This window comes from Psychrobium sp. nBUS_13 (assembly GCF_051201665.1).
In the GTDB taxonomy this organism is placed as follows: Bacteria; Pseudomonadota; Gammaproteobacteria; order Enterobacterales; family Psychrobiaceae; genus Psychrobium.
The window spans coordinates 3,646,354-3,671,038 of the sequence record NZ_CP179210.1 but is presented as its reverse complement, the minus strand read 5'-3'; the positions used below and the strand labels follow the sequence as shown (position 1 = coordinate 3,671,038).

General features: G+C 40.1%; 20 protein-coding genes and 1 pseudogene. 15 read left to right on the top strand and 6 right to left on the bottom strand.

All coding sequences use genetic code 11. The features are described 5' to 3' along the window. Window positions 1-163: 163 nt before the first annotated feature. Window positions 164-2,953 (bottom strand): DNA polymerase I, encoded by a 2,790-nt coding sequence (polA, locus tag ACMAZF_RS17045; RefSeq protein WP_435274931.1) that lies wholly within the window; start codon window positions 2,951-2,953, stop codon window positions 164-166. A gap of 511 nt (window positions 2,954-3,464) precedes the next feature. Here polA and elbB point away from each other — a divergent pair. The 4 genes from elbB to ACMAZF_RS17025 all read left to right on the top strand — a co-directional run bounded on the left by elbB (window position 3,465) and on the right by ACMAZF_RS17025 (window position 8,330). Then, the gene (gene elbB, locus ACMAZF_RS17040) at window positions 3,465-4,121 is read left to right on the top strand and encodes an isoprenoid biosynthesis glyoxalase ElbB (RefSeq protein ID WP_435274930.1); all 657 of its coding nucleotides are present in this window, start codon (window positions 3,465-3,467) and stop codon (window positions 4,119-4,121) included. 10 nt (window positions 4,122-4,131) lie between these two features. Then, the gene (locus tag ACMAZF_RS17035; protein ID WP_435274929.1) at window positions 4,132-4,557 is read left to right on the top strand and encodes a bifunctional diaminohydroxyphosphoribosylaminopyrimidine deaminase/5-amino-6-(5-phosphoribosylamino)uracil reductase RibD; all 426 of its coding nucleotides are present in this window, start codon (window positions 4,132-4,134) and stop codon (window positions 4,555-4,557) included. Window positions 4,558-7,130: 2,573 nt separating this feature from the next. Next, on the top strand, window positions 7,131-8,003 hold the full coding sequence (locus ACMAZF_RS17030) for a nuclear transport factor 2 family protein (protein ID WP_435274928.1): 873 nt from the start codon (window positions 7,131-7,133) through the stop codon (window positions 8,001-8,003). A gap of 21 nt (window positions 8,004-8,024) precedes the next feature. Then, a complete protein-coding gene (locus ACMAZF_RS17025) occupies window positions 8,025-8,330 on the top strand; it encodes a hypothetical protein (protein WP_435274927.1) in 306 nt (101 codons plus the stop codon). Here the strand turns inward: ACMAZF_RS17025 and ACMAZF_RS17020 are convergent. Both ACMAZF_RS17020 and ACMAZF_RS17015 read right to left on the bottom strand, forming a co-directional pair. Continuing rightward, window positions 8,327-8,962 (bottom strand): HD domain-containing protein, encoded by a 636-nt coding sequence (locus tag ACMAZF_RS17020; protein ID WP_435274926.1) that lies wholly within the window; start codon window positions 8,960-8,962, stop codon window positions 8,327-8,329. The genes ACMAZF_RS17025 and ACMAZF_RS17020 overlap by 4 nt on opposite strands. 2 nt (window positions 8,963-8,964) lie before the next feature. Then, a complete protein-coding gene (locus ACMAZF_RS17015) occupies window positions 8,965-10,374 on the bottom strand; it encodes a DNA recombination protein RmuC (protein ID WP_435274925.1) in 1,410 nt (469 codons plus the stop codon). Between the two features lie 171 nt (window positions 10,375-10,545). Between ACMAZF_RS17015 and ACMAZF_RS17010 the strand changes: the two genes are divergently transcribed. The 3 genes from ACMAZF_RS17010 to ACMAZF_RS17000 all read left to right on the top strand — a co-directional run bounded on the left by ACMAZF_RS17010 (window position 10,546) and on the right by ACMAZF_RS17000 (window position 12,558). Then, window positions 10,546-11,538 (top strand): YhdH/YhfP family quinone oxidoreductase, encoded by a 993-nt coding sequence (locus ACMAZF_RS17010; RefSeq protein ID WP_435274924.1) that lies wholly within the window; start codon window positions 10,546-10,548, stop codon window positions 11,536-11,538. Between the two features lie 123 nt (window positions 11,539-11,661). Further along, on the top strand, window positions 11,662-12,006 hold the full coding sequence (locus ACMAZF_RS17005; protein WP_435274923.1) for a YajD family HNH nuclease: 345 nt from the start codon (window positions 11,662-11,664) through the stop codon (window positions 12,004-12,006). Window positions 12,007-12,015: 9 nt separating this feature from the next. Next, window positions 12,016-12,558, top strand: coding sequence for a GNAT family N-acetyltransferase (locus ACMAZF_RS17000; RefSeq protein ID WP_435274922.1), 543 nt, complete (start codon window positions 12,016-12,018; stop codon window positions 12,556-12,558). Window positions 12,559-12,588: 30 nt separating this feature from the next. On the opposite strand, the gene ACMAZF_RS16995 is transcribed toward ACMAZF_RS17000, so the two are convergent. Beyond that, window positions 12,589-12,918 carry a ZIP family metal transporter gene (locus ACMAZF_RS16995; RefSeq protein ID WP_435274921.1) on the bottom strand — a complete coding sequence of 110 codons (330 nt, stop codon included), beginning with the start codon at window positions 12,916-12,918 and terminating at the stop codon, window positions 12,589-12,591. A gap of 99 nt (window positions 12,919-13,017) precedes the next feature. Here ACMAZF_RS16995 and ACMAZF_RS16990 point away from each other — a divergent pair, with 99 nt between their 5' ends. Then, window positions 13,018-13,308, top strand: a complete 291-nt coding sequence (locus ACMAZF_RS16990) for an ion transporter (RefSeq protein ID WP_435274920.1) — start codon at window positions 13,018-13,020, stop codon at window positions 13,306-13,308. Here the strand turns inward: ACMAZF_RS16990 and ACMAZF_RS16985 are convergent. Further along, on the bottom strand, window positions 13,269-14,150 hold the full coding sequence (locus ACMAZF_RS16985; protein ID WP_435274919.1) for a LysR family transcriptional regulator: 882 nt from the start codon (window positions 14,148-14,150) through the stop codon (window positions 13,269-13,271). The two genes, ACMAZF_RS16990 and ACMAZF_RS16985, sit on opposite strands and share 40 nt — an antisense overlap. A 231-nt stretch (window positions 14,151-14,381) precedes the next feature. Here ACMAZF_RS16985 and ACMAZF_RS16980 point away from each other — a divergent pair, with 231 nt between their 5' ends. Beyond that, window positions 14,382-15,356 (top strand): alpha/beta hydrolase, encoded by a 975-nt coding sequence (locus tag ACMAZF_RS16980; RefSeq protein ID WP_435274918.1) that lies wholly within the window; start codon window positions 14,382-14,384, stop codon window positions 15,354-15,356. 177 nt (window positions 15,357-15,533) lie between these two features. On the opposite strand, the gene ACMAZF_RS16975 is transcribed toward ACMAZF_RS16980, so the two are convergent. After that, the gene (locus ACMAZF_RS16975) at window positions 15,534-15,767 is read right to left on the bottom strand and encodes a LysR substrate-binding domain-containing protein (RefSeq protein WP_435277268.1); all 234 of its coding nucleotides are present in this window, start codon (window positions 15,765-15,767) and stop codon (window positions 15,534-15,536) included. Between ACMAZF_RS16975 and ACMAZF_RS16970 the strand changes: the two are divergent. From ACMAZF_RS16970 to ACMAZF_RS16945, 6 genes and pseudogenes are all read left to right on the top strand, one after another. Beyond that, window positions 15,722-15,859, top strand: a pseudogene (locus ACMAZF_RS16970) (GFA family protein); the annotation flags it as partial. The gene ACMAZF_RS16975 and the pseudogene ACMAZF_RS16970 overlap by 46 nt on opposite strands. A gap of 110 nt (window positions 15,860-15,969) precedes the next feature. Further along, window positions 15,970-17,196: a multidrug effflux MFS transporter gene (locus ACMAZF_RS16965; protein ID WP_435274917.1), complete on the top strand. Its 1,227-nt coding sequence runs from the start codon at window positions 15,970-15,972 to the stop codon at window positions 17,194-17,196. Beyond that, on the top strand, window positions 17,193-17,768 hold the full coding sequence (locus ACMAZF_RS16960; RefSeq protein ID WP_435274916.1) for an anthranilate synthase component II: 576 nt from the start codon (window positions 17,193-17,195) through the stop codon (window positions 17,766-17,768). Before ACMAZF_RS16965 ends, ACMAZF_RS16960 begins: the two co-directional genes overlap by 4 nt. Before the next feature lie 277 nt (window positions 17,769-18,045). Then, a complete protein-coding gene (locus ACMAZF_RS16955) occupies window positions 18,046-20,805 on the top strand; it encodes an Ig-like domain-containing protein (protein ID WP_435274915.1) in 2,760 nt (919 codons plus the stop codon). Next, a complete protein-coding gene (locus ACMAZF_RS16950; RefSeq protein WP_435274914.1) occupies window positions 20,750-23,506 on the top strand; it encodes a hypothetical protein in 2,757 nt (918 codons plus the stop codon). The genes ACMAZF_RS16955 and ACMAZF_RS16950 overlap by 56 nt, the downstream gene beginning before the upstream one ends. 121 nt (window positions 23,507-23,627) lie before the next feature. Then, the gene (locus tag ACMAZF_RS16945; RefSeq protein ID WP_435274913.1) at window positions 23,628-24,677 is read left to right on the top strand and encodes a cytochrome-c peroxidase; all 1,050 of its coding nucleotides are present in this window, start codon (window positions 23,628-23,630) and stop codon (window positions 24,675-24,677) included. Window positions 24,678-24,685 lie beyond the last annotated feature (8 nt).

Sequence of the window (24,685 nt, the reverse complement as noted above, 5' to 3'; positions counted from 1 at the left end):
TTAAAATTTCTTTAATGAATTTTTGACAAAAAAAACCGAGCCATTTTTTAAAAGGCTCGGTACAAGGAAATATAACTTAAGGAGATAACTAACTACATACTGTTAGTCAGCAACCAATTAACTAAGTTCATTTAAATGTAAATTAATTTTAAGTTATCTTAATTTAATGGGCTTGTTGCCAATTTTCACCAGATCCTGATTCTGCGATTAGAGGAACATCTAAATCTGCAGCTTGTGCCATTAGTGCTGCAACGTCTTTATTAAACTGCTCGACTTTATCGGTTTGCACTTCAAACACTAATTCATCGTGAACTTGCATAATCATGGTAGCAAGTTCGCTTGGCTGCTGTTTTAACCAAGCACTCACTAACAGCATTGCTTTTTTAATAATATCCGCAGCAGTGCCTTGCATTGGTGCGTTAATCGCAGCACGCTCAGCGGCTTTACGACGCGCACCATTACTTGCTTTTATATCCGGTAAATAGAGTCGACGACCGTCTAGCGTTTCAACATAGCCTTTATCAGCAGCGTTCGTGCGAGTGTCTTCCATGTATTGCATCACGCCTGGGTATTTATCGAAATAGCTATCGATATATTGCTGCGCTAATCCTCGAGGAATATCGAGTTGCTTAGATAAACCAAACGCAGACATACCATAAATTAGACCAAAGTTTACGGCTTTAGCACTGCGGCGTTGATCTGTTGTTACTTCATCAAATGGTGTATTAAATACTTCTGATGCCGTCGCGCGGTGAATATCTAAATCATTTGCAAATGCTGTTAATAGTCCTTCATCTTGAGACAAGTGAGCCATGATACGTAACTCAATTTGGCTGTAATCTATAGCAACTACTTGATAACCATCGCGCGCAATAAATGCTTGGCGAATTCGTTTACCTTCTTCACTTCTAATCGGAATATTTTGTAAATTTGGATCCGTTGATGATAAACGACCAGTTGCTGTTACGGCTTGATGATAGCTAGTGTGCACACGACCGGTTGACGCATTGATCATTAATGGCAATTTATCGGTATAAGTCGATTTTAGTTTGGTTAAACTACGGTATTCCAAAATAACTTTTGGTAGTTCGTAATCATGGGCAAGTTCTTGTAACACTTCTTCATTAGTAGACGGTGCGCCTTTTGGGGTCTTTTTAAGAACCGGAAGTGACATTTTTGCTTCGCTAAACAAAATATCCTGAAGCTGTTTAGTCGAACCCAAGTTAAATTCTTCACCGGCGAGTGACCATGCTTGTTGTTCTAATTCATCGATGCGAATCGCCAGTTGACCGCTTTGCTCGAATAACTGTGTATCATCGACAAGTACACCACTGCGTTCCATATCTGCTAACACTGGCAACAATGGCATTTCAATAGTGTCATAAAGTTTACGCAGAGTCGGTTCACTGTCTAAACGTTCAATGAGATTGTGATGCAAACGTAGTGTAATATCAGCGTCTTCAGCAGCATAAGGCGCCGCTTCGCTAATTTTTATTTGATTAAACGTCAGTTGTTTAGCACCTTTACCAGCGATATCTTCGAATTTAATCGTTTTATGACCAAGGTACTTAAGTGATAGCGCATCCATATTATGTTTAACAGCAGTTGAGTTGAACACATAAGATGCCAACATCGTATCGTGACTAATGCCATTTAACGTGATGTCATAGTTTTTAAGAACATTGCGATCATACTTTAAGTTTTGACCGATCTTCTTCAGTGAAGCGTCTTCTAGCAGAGGTTTAAATTTCTCCAATGCCATTTCACGGGTGATTTGTTTAGGCGCCTCTTCATAGTCGTGAGCGAGTGGCAAGTATGCTGCTTCAAACTCATCATCATTTTTTATCGCGAATGACATGCCAATAATTTCCGCCTGCATGTAATCTAAACTGTTTGTTTCTAAATCGAACGCAAACTCTTTTGCTTCGGAAAGTTTACGCAACCATTGCATCATTTGACCTAGTGTATAGAGCACTGGGTAATCATTGGTTTTAATACTTGAATTAGCTGGTTCGTTGTCGTTTGAGCCAGGGCTAGAAGTAGAATTATCGCCGACACCTAATGGATTACGGCCATCTAACGCTTCAGCTAACCAGCGTTTGAATTCTAATTGACCTAAGATTTCAATAATTTTATCTTGAGCAGGCGTACCCATGACAAAATCTTTATGACCTTGTTCTAGCTCTACATCAAGTTTGATTGTGGCTAGTTTGTACGATAAACGCGCCATTTCCTCGTGCTCTAGCATGCGCTTACCGATGGTCTTAGCGCCGCGGAAACTTAAGGTCGCTAATTTATCAATATTGTTATAAATATCATTTACACTGCCGATACCTTGCAGCATGCCGAGTGCAGTTTTTTCCCCCACCTTTGGCACACCAGGAATATTGTCTGAGCTATCACCCATTAACCCAAGAAAGTCGATGATGAGCTCTGGCGGCACGCCAAATTTTTCAATCACACCGTCACGATCTAAAATAGTATTTGTCATAGTATTGATAAGAGTAACGTTCTCATCAACCAACTGAGCCATGTCTTTATCACCCGTACTAATCAAAGTATGAATACCTTGTTTACTGGCCTGCATTGCTAAGGTTCCGATCACATCATCAGCTTCAACACCAGGAATAGAAATTAACGGTATGCCCATGGCTTTGATTAATTCATGCAATGGCTCAATTTGAATTCTCAAATCGTCTGGCATTGGTGGACGATTTGCTTTGTATTCGCTGAACATCTCATTTCTAAAGGTTGGCCCTTTTGCGTCAAAAACGACAACCATATTGCTTGGCTTATATTGATTGATCAATGATCGCAGCATGTTGATCACGCCGTACACTGCGCCAGTCGCTTCACCCTTTGAATTCGTCAAGTGAGGGGGGGCGAAAAACGCGCGAAATAAATAGGATGATCCATCAACGAGGACAAAAGGATTTTCTTTAACAGTAGCCATAAATATGATCGTTCTTGTAATTATGAGTGATAATTTGAGTGCTATCTTAGCACGCGAATTGAGAGGGTGTTAGCGAGATGATTGGTATCGTTAATGATGTAGCTAAACTGACTTATATTTAGGTCGTATTTCTGTGGATAACTCTGTGGGATAAAATATTTCGAGAAACATGAAATAACAAAGCTGTTAAATAAATTTAACATAAGAAGTTGATTTATAGGGAGATAATATAAAATCAATAAATTTTATGTTTTTTATACGTAATGTGGATAATACATACAACTTGGCATAGGGTTTGCCGAAGACTTTTTGAACAAATTGGCTCTTAATATGCAAAAAATAAATCGTTAATTGATGAATTATTAACCGCGTTTTCTTAGCCGGAGCGTTAATTTAACAGATTGGATTTTTATTGCCACTATTAATTTAAAAAAAGATCATTTAATTTGATCTTTAGTTATAAATTGTTTTAATGGCATCATTATTTTTGGTTAAAAATTAGGGAGAAAATATGAAAAAAGTAGCGGTGATCTTATCTGGATCTGGGGTTTATGATGGCGCGGAATTGCAAGAAGCAATTGTAACCTTACTTAGTCTTGAACGTGCTGGCATAAATGCTGTGTGCTTTGCGCCAAATATTGAGCAACATCACGTGATCAATCATTTAACAGGTGAAGAAGATTCAACTGCTTCTAGAAATGTTTTGGTAGAAGCTGCAAGGATCAACCGTGGCGATGTGCAAGATCTTGCTAATTGTGTTGTCGAAGAATTTGACGGCGTGGTGGTGGTTGGTGGATTTGGCGTTGCCAAAAATTTATCTGATTTTGCGTTTAATGGTGCTCAAAGTACGGTTGATAGTACGACGCTTTTTGCATTGAAAGAGTTTAGTAAGCTTTCACGTCCTGCATTATACATGTGTATTGCGCCTGCTTTATTACCTTGTGTCTATGGAAAAGGTGTTGAACTAACTATCGGTAATGATCCTGCGACAATAGAAGCGATCGAAGCAATGGGCGCAATACACATTGAATGTGACGTTGAAGGTATTGTGGTTGATGAAACTCGCCAAGTTATTTCGACGCCCGCTTACATGTTAGCGCAGTCAATCTCACAAGCCGCAACAGGCATTGAGAACGGTGTCGCTCAATTAGTTAAGATGATGGCGTAGTAGTTAACGAATGCCAGATAAATTTATGTTAAGAGCATTAGCGATATCACGCCGTGCTCTCCCAGATTGCATTCCCAATCCTCCAGTCGGCTGTGTCCTTGTCAGAGAAAACAATATTGTTGCAGAGGGCTATACACAATCAGTTGGTTATGAACATGCAGAAGTGCAGGCGTTAAATAACTATAAAGGAAGTTTGGACGGCGTGGCTGCATATGTGACGCTTGAGCCTTGTTCCTTTGTTGGGCGTACGCCTGCATGTGCAAAGACATTAGTTTCATCGGGAATTAAACAGGTAGTAGTTGCGCTGTTAGATCCTGATCCGCGCAATAGCGGTCAAGGCATTGAAATTTTACGACAAGCAGGAATCGACGTTGAGATAGGGTTGTGCGCAGAGCAAGTTGGAGAGTTTCTAAATTCATACCTCGGTCGCTCTTAAATATCTTTCATTTGAGATACAAGGCCACGAACCTGCGAGCGTATTTTTCAATACATTAAAAAGCGGCCGCATATATAAGAAACATATAGCGGCTTATTTTGATAAGAGTAAGCAATGTGACATGGCGACGTAGCTTGAATATTTTTCAGCGCATAAAAAAGCGGCCGCGTCAGGATGTACTGTGAGAGGCCTGATTTTAGTATGAGTAAGCAATGTGACATTGCGACGTAGTTTGGATAATTTTCAGCGCATAAAAAAGCGGCCGCAACACGATGTACTGTGAGCGGCCTAATAATAGCAATGTGAGCAATAGTCGTGTGCATTGACACCGTAAATATCAATACACAACAATGAGTACTAATAATAAACAACATCATCAGATTCATTGTCAGGAGATGCGTTCTCTCAAACGCAGTTAAATAATAATCATTCTCATTTACTGTGTCAATACAATAATAAATTTATTTTGATTATTTTTACCTACTGTTTTTAAGTTATTGATTATAGATATATGTTTTATTTTTACATATTGACGATAATAGGTATCTTACAATCTATTTCATCATGAATGTTCTGTGATTTATCAGTCTTTTATTAGAGTAAGCAATGTGACATTGCGACGTAGTTTGGATAATTTTCAGCGCATAAAAAAGCGGCCGCAACACGATGTACTGTGAGCGGCCTAATAATAGCAATGTGAGCAATAGTCGTGTGCATTGACACCGTAAATATCAATACACAACAATGAGTACTAATAATAAACAACATCATCAGATTCATTGTCAGGAGATGCGTTCTCTCAAACGCAGTTAAATAATAATCATTCTCATTTACTGTGTCAATACAATAATAAATTTATTTTGATTATTTTTACCTACTGTTTTTAAGTTATTGATTATAGATATATGTTTTATTTTTACATATTGACGATAATAGGTATCTTACGATCTATTTCATCATGAATGTTCTGTGATTTATCAGTCTTTTATTAGAGTAAGCAATGTGACATTGCGAAGTCGCTTAAATTTTTTTTCAGCGCATAAAAAAGCGGCCGCAACACGATGTATTGTGAGCGGCCTAATAATAGCAATGTGAGCAATAGTCGTGTGCATTGACACCGTAAATATCAATACACAACAATGAGTACTAATAATAAACAACATCATCAGATTCATTGTCAGGAGATGCGTTCTCTCAAACGCAGGTAAATAATAATCATTCTCATTTGTTGTGTCAATACAATAATAAATTTATTTTGATTATTTTTACCTACTGTTTTTAAGTTATTGATTATAGATATATGTTTTATTTTTACATATTGACGATAATAGGTATCTTACAATCTATTTCATCATGAATGTTCTGTGATTTATCAGTCTTTTATTAGAGTAAGCAATGTGACATTGCGAAGTCGCTTAAATTTTTTTCAGCGCATAAAAAAGCGGCCGCAACACGATGTACTGTGAGCGACCTGATTTTAGTATGAGTATGCAATGTGTCATTGCGACGTAGTTTGGATAATTTTCAGCGCATAAAAAAGCGGCCGCAACACGATGTACTGTGAGCGGCCTGATTTTAATGAGAGCAAGCAATGTGACATGGCGACGTAGTTTGGATAATTTTCAGCGCATAAAAAAGCGGCCGCGTCAGGATGTACTGTGAGAGGCCTGATTTTAGTATGAGTAAGCAATGTGACATTGCGACGTAGTTTGGATAATTTTCAGCGCATAAAAAAGCGGCCGCGTCAGGATGTACTGTGGGCGGCCTGATTTTAATGAGAGTAAGCAATGTGACATTGCGACGTAGCTTAAATTTTCAGCACATAAAAAAGCGGCCGCAACACGATGTACTGTGAGCGGCCTGATTTTAGTATGAGTAAGCAATGTGACATTGCGAAGTCGCTTAAATTTTTTTTTCAGCGCATAAAAAAGCGGCCGCAACACGATGTACTGTGAGCGGCCTAATAATAGCAATGTGAGCAATAGTCGTGTGCATTGACACCGTAAATATCAATACACAACAATGAAGATCAATAATAAACAGCATTATCAAATTCATCGTCAGGAGATGTGTTTCGTAAAACACATATTAATAATAATCATTCTCATTACGATTTGTCAACGATAAATCTACGTTTTTTTATAATTTTTATTTTTTATATAGATTACTTGTGTAATTCAACTGTCCATGTTGAAAATTGATTACAGGTGTAATCAATGGGGGATGATGAAGTTATTAATAATAGGCTGTGTACTTACTGCTGTTTTTTCTCTTCAAACGAAGACTGACTCAATAGCGTATTATGGTGAATTGAGATATAACCATGTCTCGTTGCACGTTCCTATCGAAGGAATCATGCCCTTTAAACGTTATCCAAAGGGAAAGTCACATTTTCAATTTAAATTCGATGATAAAAAGCGAATAGTGGAGATAGTTAATCATACTTTTGGACGTTTACCGCTACATCCTTTGACTCATTTCTGTGCTCATCGAATCTCAATTGATTATGAGAATGGTCAAGAAATCCGCCGTTATTTCGATATAAAAAATCAACAGCTCCTGACATTCGCGGAGTGCATAAAGAGATTTTTTCAGTCGATGAATTTGGCTTTAAAACACAGCTAGATTTTTATGACATAGAGGGTAAAGCAAAAGAGTCTTTATGGCCTATATCGCGTTATCAATGGAAAAAACAAGGGAATAAGGTTGTTGAACGCCGAGTTAATTTAATTGGTGAGCCACAAAATCTGTCACCATATTTTGCATTTAAAAATTCGGCCATAGAATATGATAAGAATGATAGACCCTATCGAACTTATAATTTAAATAGTGAAGCCCAACCAACAAATAGTGAGTTTGGCGTTGCTTATTATCAAGATGAATATAATGACCTAGGCCAGCATATTAAATACAGTTATTTTGATAAAAATAATAAGCCTGCGGTTAATCCATTTGGTTTTAGTTATGCCACTAAACGCTATGACTCAATGGGAAAACTTAAGAATGTCGATCGCGTTGATCTTAATGATCAGTTCATGCCTCGCCATGCTATCGCCCCTATTAAACCTGCCAATAGCAAAGATCGAGAGAATATTAAGCTGGTTTCCTTAAATTACATTATCGCTTTGCAATCTTTAGATTCAGAATTAATGGCCAATACGCTGCATAAATATTTGGCAAAAAGCATGGTAAGAATTGGTCAGGATGGCAAAAAGACATTGCGAAAGATTAGTTATCAACGCATGTTGCATAATGCCAAAAATTGGAATAAAACCGGCAACAGATTCCCACCTACCATGAATAATCAAGTCACTATATTCGATGTCTATCATAATATGGCAGCGGTAAAGCTAACGTCAGATAATTGGGTTGAATATTTACACTTAATAAAGATCGATAGTCGCTGGCAAGTGAAAGATCTTGTATGGGATCACAACAACATTTAATGTATACCTTTGGAAAATTAAATGGATAACGAACAAAAACAAACCATTATTACAGAGAGTTGGAAACATCATAACGCCATCGAAGCGGCCTCTCTAACGCTAGAAGCAAGTTCAAAAGATCCGCAATGGCCTGAAAAGCAACGCCTGTTATTAGCTGATATGGCGTTGCATTTATTACAGACCGCGCTTAACACCGAAGCACTTGATAACGACAAATTAAGAAACAATCTGTACGCTATTTTGACCATCAGTGAGCTCTATTTACCTGACGCTGACTTAGCACATGCAAAAGAAAAGCTATTATCGTTTGAATCTATGGAAGATTAACTTCCAGCCTCATGCGCCAATTGATCTAAGTACTGTTGCATAAACTGCCATCGCTTTTCTGCTTCTTGCAAACCAGATGGCGTTTTCATGGTATTAACTAATCCTTTTAGCTTGACGTAAAAATGATCAATACAAAAGTTCTTATCGTCTAGCTCTCTTTCTTTTGCGAAAGGATCAAGCGGATGATACAGCTGGCTACCCCAGATCGCGCCTAGCATAACGCATCTAGAAAGGCCTATAGCACCTAATGCATCCAATCGATCAGCATCTTGCACTACCTTAGCCTCAAGCGTTTTAGTCTCTAAATTGGCGCTAAAACTGTGCGCTGCTATAGCGTGATGAATGGCATCGAAGTATTCGCTTGGGTAATTAATTTCTGCTAAAAACTCAATCGCTCGATCTGCACTAAACAAAGATCCTTTACTGCGATCTGGAGAATCTTTTGGAACGTTGACACAATCGTGTAACCAACAAGCGGGTAACACTATCGCGAGCTCTGCTTGTTCTTGTTTTGCTAAGGCAATACCGCTTGTTACAACGCGTTTGATGTGGGCAAGATCATGGGCGGGATCAAATGCCATTTGCTGTTCAACAAACTGTTGAAATTTAGGTTGCCAGTCGAATGTATTCATTATTATTTGTCTTGTTGGTTTAATTGATTTGTTGGTGAAGTGGGTGCTATTGATGCTTGAACGTGATCAGTGAGTTGATTCGCAATCGGTTTTTTAATTTCAACGCCAAGATCCCTAAAGCCTTGCACTTGAGAGATGACGTTGCCTTTGCCGGTACTTAGTTTCTTTATTGCAAATTCAACACTTTGATTTGCTTTATTAATATGATGTGAAACGTTAAGTAGATCGTCGCCAAACAAGCGGATTTTATCGTAGAGTTTACTGGCTTTTTGGGCGATGACTTGCGCGTTTTTATTCTGTTGATCAATACGCCACAAATTGTTGATGGTCCTCAAGGCTACCAACAGATTTGTCGGGCTAACGAGCATAATATTATGATCAAGCGCGTAACTGATTAGGTTAGGTTCATGTTCAATAGCCAACAAAAATGCAGGTTCAATAGGAATAAACAACAACACATAATCCAATGTACGAACACCATTAAGCTGATGATAGTCTTTTGCGCCTAATTCTTTGATATGAGAACGCAATGATTGAATATGCTCTTTTAGCGCCAGCTGTCGTTCTAAATCGTCATCGCTATTGAAGTAGCGTTCATAGCCTGTCAGTGACACCTTTGAGTCAATAATTATATCTTTGTTGTCAGGCAGGTGAACGATGACATCAGGTCGGTACGCTTTGCCGTCATCATTGCGATGGTGGCTTTGTGTTTGGTACTCATGTCCATCTCTTAAGCCAGACTCTTGCAAAATTCGTTCGAGAATTATTTCTCCCCAATTACCTTGCTGTTTATTGTCGCCTTTAAGCGCTTTAGTGAGGTTAATAGCGTCTTGTGCCATCTGCTGATTAAGTTGTTTTAAGCTATGTATTTCGTGTTTCAGCTCGTGACGCTGCTTAGTTTCTGCGTCATGACTATGTTGAACTTGTTGCTTAAAATCGCCTAACTGTGCTTTAAGAGGCGCTAAAAGCGCATCAATATTTCGCTGATTGTCTTTGGCAAAGTCTTCGCTTTTCTTTTCCAATGCTTGCTGCGCTAAATGAGAAAATTGTGTTTTTACTGCTTCTTCATTGGCTTTAATGAGTGTTAGTTGCTGTTGATGAGAATCGATAAGTTGCTGGTGAATTGCATTTAGCTCGCTGATCTTGGTCATCAATTCGATTTTTTCTTGTGTCATGCTCGTGACTTGAACTTTATGTTGTTCATTATCGATGTGTAGCTTATCGATCATGTCATCGCTGTGGTCTAATTGTTGCTGGAGTTGTTGTTGTTGAGCATCAAATAAGGCTTGTTGTTGGCGCTGTGCTTGGCGCATAGAACGCTGCAATAACAAATAACAGAGGGCAATACCAAAAAGACTGCCAATCAATAGTGCAGGCAGGTGTTGGTAGAAAAATGACCAAAGGTTTTCCATTAAGAGTCCAGATGAAATATCGCTAAATTCGATAATAACCCAGTTAATTTGATTTAGTAAGTTACGGTTTGCCGTGTGATTAAACTCTGTTCATCGAGCATTAGACTAAAGACGATAGGTATTTTGATGATTTCATCTTTATGATGATAAAAACCCAACTGGAGAATAAACATGACAGATACTTCGTATACCGCATTAGTTGTTCGAGAAGATGCACCTAAAACCTTTAGCAGAGCTATTGAGCAACGACAGCTTTCAGAGCTGCCAGCAGGCGATGTATTAATTAAAGTTGTTTACTCATCACTTAATTTTAAAGATGCACTTTCTGCGACTGGTAACCCAGGCGTCAGTCGTAATTTTCCACACTCTCCCGCTATAGATGCGGTTGGGGAGGTCGTGGAATCGAATGACGTTAATTTACCTACAGGTATGCAAGTGGTGGTTACTGGCTTTGATTTGGGGATGAATACCGCAGGCGGATTGGCTGAATATGTTCGTGTACCAGCGAACTGGGTTGTTCCATTGCCAAGCAACCTTACTGCAAAAGAAAGTATGAGCTACGGTACTGCTGGATTGACCGCCGCGCTAATGGTTAATGCGTTGCTTGAAAATGATTTAATCCCAAGCGGTGGTGAGATTTTAGTAACAGGCGCAACAGGCGGAGTTGGTAGTGTCGCCGTTGCTATTCTTGCAAAGCTTGGATTTGATGTCTGTGCGGTAACAGGTAAAGCTGACCAAGCAGCCTTTTTAAAATGCTTAGGTGCAAACAGTGTCGTGAGCCGTGATGAGATCATCGATGAGAAACGACCAATGCTGAAAGAGCGTTGGGCCGGTGTTATAGATGTGGCTGGTGGGGCACTATTGTCCAGCGCCATTAAATCAACTAAATATACCGGAACAGTGACTTGTAGTGGCATGGTCAGCGACATCAATTTCACATCGTCGATTTTCCCATTCATATTGAGAGGCGTAAAATTAATTGGCATCGACTCGGTAGAATGCCCAATGAATAAACGTTTGAAAGTGTGGAATAAAATGACTAGTGAATTCAAACCTGATTGCTTGGCTGAACTCACTAGTGAAATTGCATTAGAGGACACTATCGATCAGTTGATGGCCATGTTAGAAGGTAAGTCTAAAGAGCGCTTTGTTGTGAAAATATAGACTGTCCATGGCGGGAACTCGCAACGTGTGACTCAAACGAATTTTATTCGTCTAGCATTCTGGTGCTAGACTCTAATCAATAGCAAAGTATACTGACGGCATAATAATTTTAGGTTAAGCATTATGTCGTCAGATTTATACGGAACATCCGCCAACTATAAACGTGAAGAGCAAGGGTATCGCGATAAAGCCCTCAAACTCTTTCCATGGATTTGTGGTCGCTGTGCCCGCGAGTTTCAATATTCTAACCTTCGAGAGCTAACCGTTCATCACGTTGATCATGATCATACCAATAACCCAAATGATGGTAGTAATTGGGAGCTGTTGTGTCTTTATTGCCACGACAACGAACACGCCAAATACACCGAACATGAGCAGCATCCGACGCGCGTTGACGCCGGAGACAACAATCAAGATTTGGCGACTTATAACCCATTCGCCGATTTGAAATCAATGCTTAAAAAATAAGGACATTTTATGCTTATCAAAAGCGATAACACTATATTGCGAGCGTTAGATATCGAAGACGCCGCGACATTTTTTCAATGGTCGCAAGACAGAGAAGTCACTCAATTTAGTATTTCATCTTACGCCTATCCACAATCGTTAGCAGACATTAAGCAATGGCTATCAACCATTAATGCCACCAATAAAACGGTGTCGTTCGCTATATGTTGCGCTGATTCAAACGAGCTTATTGGTTATGCGGGAATCACATCTATAAGTTATCTAAATCGCTGTGGCGAGTACTTCATTTTGATTGGCAATAAGACTTATTGGGGTAAAGGTATCGCCACGCAAGTGACAAAATTAATTACCGATTACGGGTTTAACTCATTAGGATTAAACCGCGTAGAGCTTACTGCATTCGCTTCCAACCCTGCGGCGTATAGAGCTTATGAAAAAGCGGGATATCAACACGAAGGCGTGTTGCGCCAAGCAGGGTTTCGCTATGGTGAGTTCTTTGACAAAGTCATGATGGCAGCGTTAGCATCTGATTGGAAAAATAGCAGAACTTAATAGCATTAATTAGGAGAATAACAATGCATGTTATTCTCCAATTAGAACACTCATATGCCCCACAATACCCAGTAAAAAACCAAGCGTTGCGCCAAGTGATGGGATCCAGTGACGATCTAATTTCGCCTGTGGGGCAATATCTTGAAATACTGAATATAAAATACCGCCAGCAGCTACCAACATGATGGACGAAATAGCGTAGGGGGCATCAGCTAACCACCAATAGCCAACGACGCCACATATTGGGCCAACTAATGACATCAAAATAAACAAGATAATAATCTTTAGTGAGCTAATGCGTGAAGATTGTTTTAACTCATTATACGCATTGAAGCCTTCTGGAAAATTTTGCAAAATCATTAATAGCGCAAGCAAAAACTACTTGGGCTGCCCAACGCAATTGCAGTGCCTAATGCTAATGCATCGGCTAGCACTAGTTCTCGTTTTATGGATTTTGCAATGGTGGTACTGATTATTGCCAACGTCGCGGCCATCATGCTTGAGTCAGTCGCAAGTATTGAAGCGCAATACGCTAGTCAATTTTGGTATTTTGAAGTGTTCTCGATCGTTGTTTTTACCATTGAATACTTATTAAGAGTTTGGTCATGCCCTGACATTAAAGAAGGGGAATACGAAGATAGCTTTAAAGGTCGATTAAAGTACATGTGCTCGATTCCTGCACTGATAGATTTTGCAGCGATTGCCCCATTTTATCTCAGTTTAGCTACTTCCAAAAAGCTCTCAACATAATCTATTGAGATTTCAGCTTCACGAATGCCGATAAATATTTGCTTATCGATGCCTTGTTTTCCTAATTTCACTGATGCAATAGGTAGCGTATCTTCATATTGCTCAGCCAACCATCGGGGCATTGCGGCAACACCGCGGTTGCTGGCGACCATCTGTAAAATGATGTCGGTGGTTTCAATCGTTTTATGTTTTCTGGGGCTACACTGAGCTGGCATCAAAAATTGACTGAATATATCTAATCTATCCACTTCTACAGGGTAGGTGATAAGCACTTCATCACTTAGTTGTTGTGGTTTTATGTACTTTTCACCAGCAAGAGCATGACTTTTATTTACCACTAATACCAATTCGTAATCAAATACAGGAGTGTAAACAAGGCCGCGTTTATAAAGCGGATCTGGGGTGACTAACGCGTCAATATCATAATTAATTAGCGCGCCCATACCGCCAAATTGGAATTCTTGTTTTACATCAACGTCGACATTTGGCCATTGATTCAAATAGGGTGACACCACTTTTAACAGCCATTGATAACAAGGATGACACTCCATGCCTATGCGCAATGTGCCGCGCTGACCTTGTGAAAACTGGCTCATCAACTGCTCGGTATGTTCAATCTGTGGTAAGACACGATTGGCGAGTGACAAGATGGATTGGCCCGCTTGTGTTAAACGTAAGGTTCTGCCTTCTTTTTTCCAAATCTTTACGCCAAGCTGCGTTTCAAGCTTCTTCATTGCGTGGCTTAGTGCCGATTGGGTAAGGAATAGGGCATCAGCTGCTTGGGTAAGCGTTCCTAATTGATCAACTTGTTGCACAATGGCAAGGTGCGTGCGTTCTATCATACTAATCTATGACTCTAATTCATGAATTTAATTGTTTATAGCATTCTTTATTCATTGTTTGAATAAATTAATGTATTGGACGATTCAATCTATTGAAAGGCTTTTTCGCTTTCGATGTAGATTTAATTGACGTGTCCTTTGATTAGTCATCGATCCTACACTAGGGTTTATTCGATAGCGTATTTTCGTTGTCATCTGTTACATATAATCTAATCATGGAATATAGAAGTTATGTTATTTATCACCAATAGAGCGCCAAAGGGATCGTTTTCAGGATCGCTTGATCAGCAATTTGAATTTGATTTGGATAATAATGCACCCGCAAACTCAGTGTATTTTTGTCAGCGCAATGGCGTTGATGATTACACTGAAATTGGTTCAAGTGCGTTGATGAGTGCACTCAAACGCAGTGAACCAAAGCAAATACTATTGTTAATTCATGGCTTTTCTAATTTACCTGAACCAGATATTTTCCCGCGTGCGCAAAAACTGCAAGCACTGTTCGATGAAAAAAGTCCTGATTTAGTGCAGGTTGTACCGCTTATTTGGCCGTGCGATAATGACTTTGGAGTCATCAAAGATTATTGGGATGACCAAAAATCGGCAGATTTAAGTGCGTCAGCTTTTGCTAGGGTATTACAAAAGTTTATGGCATGGCGTGACGGTGCATCTGAACAAGATCCATGTTTGAAACGAATTAATGTGTTGGCTCATTCAATGGGCAATCGAGTATTACGTGAAACCATGTGCTGGTGGAACAAATATGACTTGGCTAATGGTGTGCCTTTGCTATTTCGCAACACCTTTATGGTAGCAGCGGATGTGGTTAACGAAACATTAGAAAAGCCTGAAAAAGGAGCTTTGATCGCACAAGCTTCTCGCAATGTGAGTGTGTATTTCGCCAGTGACGATTTAGCCCTGCGTTCGAGTAAAATATCTAACCTTAAAAACAAGGTCGCTTCGCGTCGCCTTGGTCATACTGGTCCTGAGGATATGGGTAAAGTAGCAAACAACGTGTATGCCTTTGATTGTGATGATTTTAATAATAAATATGATATGCCCAAAGGACATTCCTATTTCTTAGATGACAATAACGGGCAATCGGGTAGAGTTTTTAATCATATTTACCAGACACTAGTTCATGGTCGAGTGATCTTAGGTGACTCGCAGCAACGAACCGAAGTGCTGTCAATGGATGATGATTAATCTTCTTGCAGCAGTTCAATAAGGCGCGCTAATCCTTTATACCAATTGCATTAAATATTTGCCCACTTGTACTTGTTAAAATTAACTAAAATGGCGTTGCTCTCAATCCTAATAGCCAGCTATTAGTCAATCGAGCGCCTTGTTTTAGCTGATTTTCTCTACGCACAACAAGATCACTTACTTAATGCAATTGGTATTACCTCGATTGGCAGTCTTCCACGCAATATATAACGGAAGCGCTATCGTTGGCGAAGATAATGTCAGCTCCCGTAGTTCACCTGATGCCAGCTCATTGATAATACGTGAGCGCGGTATATAACCGGCGCCAATTCCAGCTTTGATGGCATTGATTTTATAATCAATATCGCTTGCGTTTAGGTATCTTAGATTCTGAGATCTCGCAGCGCCCAATCTCTCATAATTTTGTTTCTTCAAAAGCGAATTGGGAAGAAATGGACGCAAAATTACCTCACTATGATGGCTTAGAGCCTAGTCGCCAATAAAATGATGAGTTCCCTTCGTTTGTGGTAAGAGAATATTTCCAAATGACCATCATTTAATGCTAGTTAAGCTGATATAATATTCGGCTAAAACCGCTTAATGAGAATTACTGTTGACCAGTCCAATAGAACACAAAAAACCAAACGTTGAGTTCATAAGCTTAATGGCTTTTATGATGTCTTTAGTAGCGTTATCTATTGATGCGATTATGCCTGCAATGACCATGATTGAAACGTCTTTGCAATTAACACAATCGCAAGATATTCAACTCGTGATTTCATTAGTATTGTTAGGGCAAGGATTTGGCCAACTTTTGTTTGGTCCTTTGTCTGATACCTTTGGTCGTAAGCCTCTTATTTACGCAGGTTACAGTGTATTTCTTGTGTCTACTGTTGTGTGTATGTATGCGCAAACTTATGAAGCACTGCTTATTGCGCGTTTTATGCAAGGATTTGGACTAGCCGCACCACGTGTTTTAACGATGGCAATCATTCGTGACAAATACGCTGGGCCGCACATGGCACAGGTGATGTCTTTTATTATGGTATTTTTCATTCTAGTACCAATGATTGCACCATTGATGGGGCAAGGTATTTTATTAGTAGCAGAGTGGCATGCGATCTTTGGTGTGATGCTAACATTTGGCATCTTATCATTGGTTTGGTTTGCACTGCGTCAGCCAGAAACATTAGCACCAGAACATAGAAAGGAATTAAAAGTCACTGTACTGTGGGCTACATGTCGCGAGGTTATCACCACACCTATTGCTATGGCTTATACCTTGGCTGCAGGCATTTTGTCAGGGGCTTTCATTTCATACTTGGCCAGTGCTCAGCAAATTTTTGGTAATCAATATGAGTTAGGTGAATACTTTGCGGTCTATTTTGCCGGTATGGCGTTAGTTTATGGCATTGCGTCCTTCTTTAACGGTAAATTCGTTGTTCGTAAAGGCATGCAATATATGGTTTTACGCGCCTTTGTGGTGTTAGTCGCTGCATCAATCATATTTATGCCAATCGTTATTTCACAAGATTATATGCCGCCGTTGACTTGGACTACCGCTTACTTCGTTGTTGCTTTTGCCTGTGTTGGTATTTTATTTGGTAATTTAAACTCAATTGCGATGGAGCCTTTAGGGCATTTAGCTGGTTTTGGTGCTGCCGTTGTAGGCGCAGTTTCAACATTAACTGCTGTTGCTATTGCGCTACTCATCGGATCGTTATTCGACAATACATTATTCCCTCTGATGTTGGGATTTTGTGGGTGCAGTATCGCGGCGGCTGTTGTAGTATTCGCCATCGAACGATTTAGAACAGCGGAAAGCAACAACCCGTCATGATTTTAGTGATAGATAACTACGATTCTTTTACCTACAACATAGTCCAATATTTTCAGCAACTTGGTCATCACGTTGAAGTGGTTAGGAATGATCAAACAAGCTTGTCACAGATTGAAGAAATTGCACCAAAGTATTTGGTCATTTCGCCAGGTCCCTGCACACCAAGTGATGCGGGAATTTCGTTAACAGCGATTAAGCACTTTGCTGGAAAGTTACCAATTCTTGGTGTGTGTTTGGGTCATCAAGCGATAGCACAAGTCTTTGGTGGCGATGTCGTGCTAGCGCATAAAGTGATGCATGGTAAAACCTCGTTAATCGATCACGATGGCAAAGGTGTTTTCACCGATTTGCCAAATCCACTGCGAGTTACTCGCTACCACTCCTTAGTTGTCGAGCCATCCACCTTACCTGATTGTTTTGAAGTTTCAGCTACGGTCGCTAGCGAACAGGGCCAAGAGATTATGGCAATGCGTCATAAAACCTTGCCAATTGAGAGTGTGCAATTCCACCCTGAATCAATTTTAACCGAGCAGGGACTATCATTACTCAATAACTTTATTAGTGTAATGTAACAAAACATTTGTTTAATTTGTGTTATCTAATTTGTGAAAGTGTGGTCGTTATATCTCGAACAGAACTTTTATATTTCTAAACTGCATGATTTATAACTGTTTTTTTTGTGGGGAGGCGGTGCAGTCTACTATCCATTTAAAATACCCAACGTTAACATAGATTTAACCTGCTGTTTTTTGTAGGAAAAATGTGATTTAAATCTCTTGTTATTGACAATTTTAGTAGTATTATTACGAATCTTAATGATAGTCATTATCAATACTGAAGGAATAAAGGATGCGTAAAATACTCCCGTTGTCATGTATTACCATGGCGTTGATGCTTGCTGGCTGTGGTGGTTCATCAAATAGCATTTTAGTTGAAAAAATTGATGCACAGGTCGTTGAGGATAAAACGTATGAACATACGTTTGCCGACCTTGGCAACCAGACACCTGTAGTTACAGGCTTAGCTAGTAATGGTAACGTTCAAATTACCACTAGTGGGTTTAATTATGTGCCTAATGCTAACTTCAATGGTGCTGACTCAGCAACGATAGAGGTGGGCAAAACTCGTTATACAGTACAGTTTACTGTTACCGCTGAAAATGACTTGCCAACAATAGCCACAACCGATATGGCTGTCAGTGCAACTAGCGAAATTCAAGGCCAAATTGCCGTTTCTGATGTTGACGATGAAAACGTCGCTATGATGTTAAAAACAGCGCCTACTTCGGGTACTTTGACACTGAATGCGGATGGTAGCTTCGTATATAAAAACGACGATCTTACTTTGCCCAACCTAAGCTTTGAAGTGACATTGGACGATGGTCATGGCGAAACGGTAGATTTTACCATCAATTTATCAGCAGCTTATGCGTCGAATGAAGATAAAGCAAATTATTACTATGCGTCAGAAAAATCACATTTAAAACAAGCTGAGGCGCGTTTGTCTGAGATTAAAGATGATGTATTGGTTGCACAAGCGTGGTCGTCTATTGCCAAAGGGTATGCTTTAGCATCATTAGACGATCAAGTTGCAGCCATTGTCGAAAATAAAATTAGTTTCGAGCGCGACAGAACTCAATTGTTATTGGAGCTTGCTTCTACCTATAACAAATTAGGCAAGGGCGAATTAGCCACTACATACTTAGATAAATCACTGCAATCAATGCTGGCGTATCTCGCTGAAATAGGCACTGATAATATGTCCAGTGCTGATGCTACATTGTTGAGCGATATCTCAGAGCGTTATCGAAATTTTGCTAGCATTGACAATCTGGCAACGGCACAAAATGCCATCAAGTTCATTTATTCAGAAATTACAACGGATGAAGAAACTAAGATTTCAGGGAAGTTGGTAACAGCTCAAAGAAACATCATAACCACATTGATGGACCATTATCTAGAACTTTCAGAGGATGACCCAATCAAGGAGACTACTCGAACAAATGCACTTAAAGAGCTAAAGTTATTTGTGTCACAGTCGCAAAAATTAGGGTATAAAACTAAGACTATTAATGAGTTGCCAGACCAACGTTACCATATCACAGAATCCATGAACGTTGGTTTAGCGGTGACGTATGCAATGATTTTACAGGAAACTGCATTAGCAAAAGAATATTTAGCTAAGACCTTATCTTATTACGCTGATGTAGACTACGATAACAATTATCAATATTCTGCGCATGAATATGCTGACAATAATCTTGCCGCTTATCGCTTTCCACTAGTAACCGCGATTCGGAACTTTAGTTTACTCTATCCTAATGCAGACGTTAATTTTGCCTCAACGTTGTACAATTTTAATACTGATGATCGAGCTGATGCCTCTCTGCGCAGGACACTTTCACGTGAACTACCAATTACGCAGGCTTATGCGAGAATAAAGCAAGGTGGAACCTTATCGGAAGCGGTAGATGTATTAAAAGAAAGCAATCCTAATGCGGCATACGCGCAGCAAGACATGATAGTTAAGCGTTCTGTAACGAATCACTCACTAGCTAATGCGTTATTTAATGATGGCCAGCGCGATTTAGGTCTACAGGCGATTGAAGAGGGCCTTAATCTGCTTTTATCGACAGATACTCTGGTTGAGAAGGGCGGTATTGCAATATACACCTTAGGTAAAGTCGGATGTTATCGATACTTTAGTAATTATGATAAACGTGGATTAAATAATCTTGCCAAAGAAGCGGCACAACGTTGTCATGACGAGATGTATGTTCCACATTATCAAGCATACTTTGAAAACGGTGGTTCGCCATACAAAGACTACGATCCAACGTACGTAGTGTTGGTACAGTCCGATCTATTCTTCGCCGTCGGTGATAACGCCAAAGTGGTAAAACTGTTAAAAGATACTGCTCAATATATTAGTTCGTTTGAAGATGTTGACGAGCAAATTGAATATTACGGAGAATATGGCCATCGCGCGATGGCCGCTGGTGATTTTCAGTTGGCCTTGTCTTATCTTGAAAAAGGAAAGGCACTCATTTTACAGGATGAATCTTTAACCGGTTCTAGTGCCATTAGAGCGTTTAATGGCTTCAACAAATTCGTCAATAGCTACGACTATTACGATTCAAAAGCGTTTATTTACAGCGCAGAAAATGAATTACGTCGACGTGGTTATAGCGACGAAAACTATACTAAATATCTGGCGCAATTAAGTGCTATAGCAACCGCTGTTAATGAAAAAGTTGTTACGATACTGAAAGCCGAGTCTGCTTCGGTGAAGAAAAGTTATGGGGATGATGTCATTGAGGCATTGGCGAGTAACCGTCAATATGCAGTAGCACAACAACTTATTTCGTTGTTGGAGTTAGGTGAATCGGATGAGAATGAATTATTAGTTCAAATCTCAATGATTCAAGCACTTCAAGAAGACTTCCCTGGCTCTGCGATTGCTTCTGTTGATTCGGACAACGATGGTAGAGCGAATTTCTTTGCTATTGCTGCCACTGATGATGACAAAGAAAAAACAGATATCGAATTAGACAATGACGCAGATGGAGACGGTATTGCCGATGAAGACGATCCAACGCCACTTGGCTAATATCGGATTGTTAATGACTGTCACCTTGCCCGCTTATGGGCAAGGCGATGACATTAAGAATTATCTAGCACAAAACCCACGTGCTAAAGACTCTCTTGCAGTGTGTCATAAGATATCTAATGTTGAGCAAGGAGCGACTATAACATTACAGCAACAGCAAAATGTGCTTACTTGCCTAAAGAAGAACGCAGAAACCATTACTGTTATTGGTCGCCAGTGGTTGCCACAAGAGGTTGAGGTTACCGGTCAATATACGTTATCGCGCGATTTTCTCGATCGTAGCGCAATTGGTAATGGCAACATTACTGATATGTTAACTATTTTGCCTGGCATTCAGGGGAGAGAAGACAGCCAAGCTGTGGAGCAACAAGCAGAACTAAAAAGTAAGCTCATTTCTATTTCAGGTGGACGACCGTCTGATACCGGTTTTTTCATCGATGGAATGTCGAATAACTCAGATATTAATCCAGATGATACCGAATTATCTGTTGAGTCGGTGGATGAAATTCAAGGGCATCCGCAACAGACCTTTGTCAATCAAGCTGTTGTGGGTCAGGTTAAAGTATTCGACTCAAACATTCCTGTTGAGTACGGCGGCTTTAGTGGCGGCGTTGTTGATATTGTATTGCGGGATGAGAGTGAAAGTCCTGCGCTTCAATTTGACTATCGAACATCACGTAACGAGTTCAATCAATATATCTTGATAGACAACGCAAACCGTGAACAATCAGTCGATGATGTGGTGATTAATGAGCCAATAGAGCCTGAGTTTAAGAAAGAGAACTTTAATCTAGTCGCTAGCCAAGTGCTTGATGAACACCACAGTATATCAATGGCTTTGTCTCGCACTGAATCTAAAATAACGACGGTTTCATTATTAAAACCAGTAATAACTTCGCGAGAGTCTTCAAATTATAGTATTGGCTATTCTATGAGGAACCTGTGGTTAGATAAACTATCGGTAAGGATTAATCACAGTCCTTATCAGGGTAATTATATCCTCAACGATGTACTTGATTCGGACTTTTCAATAAAAGGCGGAGGAACCTTTGCTTCGCTGAACGCGAGTCACAGTTGGCCTTCTGTCGACTGGAATGCAAGTATTCGCTATGGTGAGAGTGACAATTCACGTCGAGCACCTCAGTATTATTTGCCTTGGCTTCGAGTTAAAGGGAAGGAATGGGGACTAGATTCTGTCGATCGGCCTGTGAGTCGTGAGGGCGGTTATGGTGATTTAGATAAACAACAGAAAACGCTGTCAACACGTCATCTTTTCGCTCTTAACGATTTCGATTGGTTAGGAATTACTCACCAAGTATCTTTTGGTATTAATTTTGTAAAAAAACGCCTGATGCGTCAACGTAATGAGAGTGCTATTGTTTATAAAAATCCTTTTGATGACGCTCGGATTACGTGTGCGGGTATAACGCTTGATTGTGTTGAGTCGAGTTATAAAATACCGCTTAACGAACTGGCTGATCAAGTTGGCGGATCGCTTGATTTGTCTAATCCCGAGCATTTTAAGCTATATGAAAATAATCACTTGGCCAGAGGGCAGTTTTTTAGGGTTCGTCGGATCTATCCTCTAGAAGATGTCGATGTTACCACGAACAATTTTGATGGCTGGATCCAAGATGGCCTTGAGTTAGGAAAGTGGCGAACGACATTAGGGGTTAAAATTGATCGAAACGAATTCTTAAGCGAATGGAATATTGCCCCAAGGATCCATGGCGGCTACGACTTTTTTGATGATGATGAGTCTTTGCTTGTGTTTGGTGCGAGTCGATATTATGCCAGTGATATGATGAGCTATAAACTCAAAGAAGCAAAGAGGGGGTATTTCACCCAGACGAGAGGATTTGCGAACGGAGTATTGCAACCGTGGACCAACTCTGTAACAACATTGCCTTATCGTTATCAATATAACAACCTTAAGACCCCATTTACCAATGAGTTAACGATGGGCTTTAAACAGAAGTTATTTGGTGGCGTGTTATCCATTACCTCTGTACGGCGTGATAGTAAAGATAAGGTGGTGCGTGGTGATTCTTATAGCAAAGAAGGTTTCACCTATTACGTTCAATCTAATGACGGTGAAGCCACGCATAAGCGGTTATCGATATCTTATTCAATAGCGTTGGATAATCACCAATTAATGATTAATGCCAGTAAGACAAAAAATACCAGTAATGGCGAGAATTCGGAAGCACCTGCGCAGGCAATACCAACGGATCAAAGAATCTTTATCTATAATCCTGCTTTGCCATCGCCCGATACCTATAAGTTGGTTTCAAAGGGTTGGCTTGATCAATTGCAAGCTAATTTTAATCGGCCAATTACCGCGAACCTTTCTTTTTCTAGTCAATGGACAAAGAACATTCGCAGTAGCTTTACAGTGAGCTATCGCGGTGACTACGAAAGAATGGAGAGTTTGGGACGAGATTTCACGGCGAATACCGGTGGTCTTAATGATATTGGAGATGAAGAATATCCGGTATATCAAAAAGCGAACAAACCAGCGACGACTATGGTATCTGGAAAGATGTCATATGATTATGACATTTCAGCCAAACAATCACTGCGTCTTAGTTTAGAGGTTGCTAATTTATTGAACAAACGCACTTATCAAGTGGGTTTAAATCGAATTGGATTAGAGACGGGGCGCAGTTTTTGGCTGGGCCTGAGTTATAATTACGACTAATTAGCGTATTAGAGGTCAACAACAGCCAATGTGCGTATGCAATTGGCTGTTGTTGTTTTTGGAGAGTAGAGTGTCATTATCACGAGCTATAGTCTGTTCTATTTTTTTTCTTGGGAGCTCGGTGTTTTCCCTGTCTTGTTATGCGAAATCCCCTTTATCTTGGCAGCAGTTAAAAGCGCTGTATAGTCAACCTCAAAGCCAATGGCCAGCCGTTGAAACTACCGATGGTAAGGAAGCTACTCCACTGGGACCATTAACCTTACTTAAACCTAAACCGGATAAAGCTCAGGTTGTGCTCGGTCGAGAATTATTTCACGATACTCTACTATCGCGGGATAAAACTGTTAGTTGCAGTAGTTGCCACGAGTCGCGGTTACTGTTTGGCGATATGCGATCGCAACCTATTGGTATCGATCTTCAGCGTGGTCGACGTAACTCACCAAATATTTTTGGTATAGATCATTGGCAGAGTTTTTTTTGGGACGGAAGGGCTGAAACGGCGGAACAACAAGCCTTGATACCGATTGAAGATCCAAAGGAGATGGATTTTAGTGTAGAAGGTGCTTTACAGCGAATTAACGCTGAGCCAAAGTATCGCCCTATGATCAAACAGGCCTTTGAAACTACAACCCTCAATCGAAAGCAACTCGCCAAAGCGATAGTTGCGTTTGAACGTACCATTACGCCAAAAGATACTGTCTTTGCGCGATTTATTGCTAAGGTGCAGCACAACCCTAAAGCTGCGGTAACGATGTTGTCTGAGTCACAGCTCAAAGGATTACACCTTTATCGCACTAAAACTAAATGTATGACCTGTCATAACGGTCCGTTGCTCAGCGATAATCGATTTCATATTACAGGATTACACGCTTTTGGCCGTCGTTTAGAGGATTTAGGGCGCTATGAACATACGAAAGAGCCGAGTGATGTAGGGGCGTTTAGAACGCCGTCGTTGGTGATGGTTAGCCATACCGAGCCTTGGATGCATCACGGATTATTCGTGAGTTTACCGGGGATTATTAATTTCTATAATCGAGGTGGCGCACAACCTAAGCCACGCAAAGGTAGAAATCCCGATCCACTCTTTCCCACGACAACGTCATTGCTAAAGCCACTGAAGTTGTCTAAACAGGAAAGAGAGGATTTATTGGCATTTTTACATATTCTATAATACGTAAC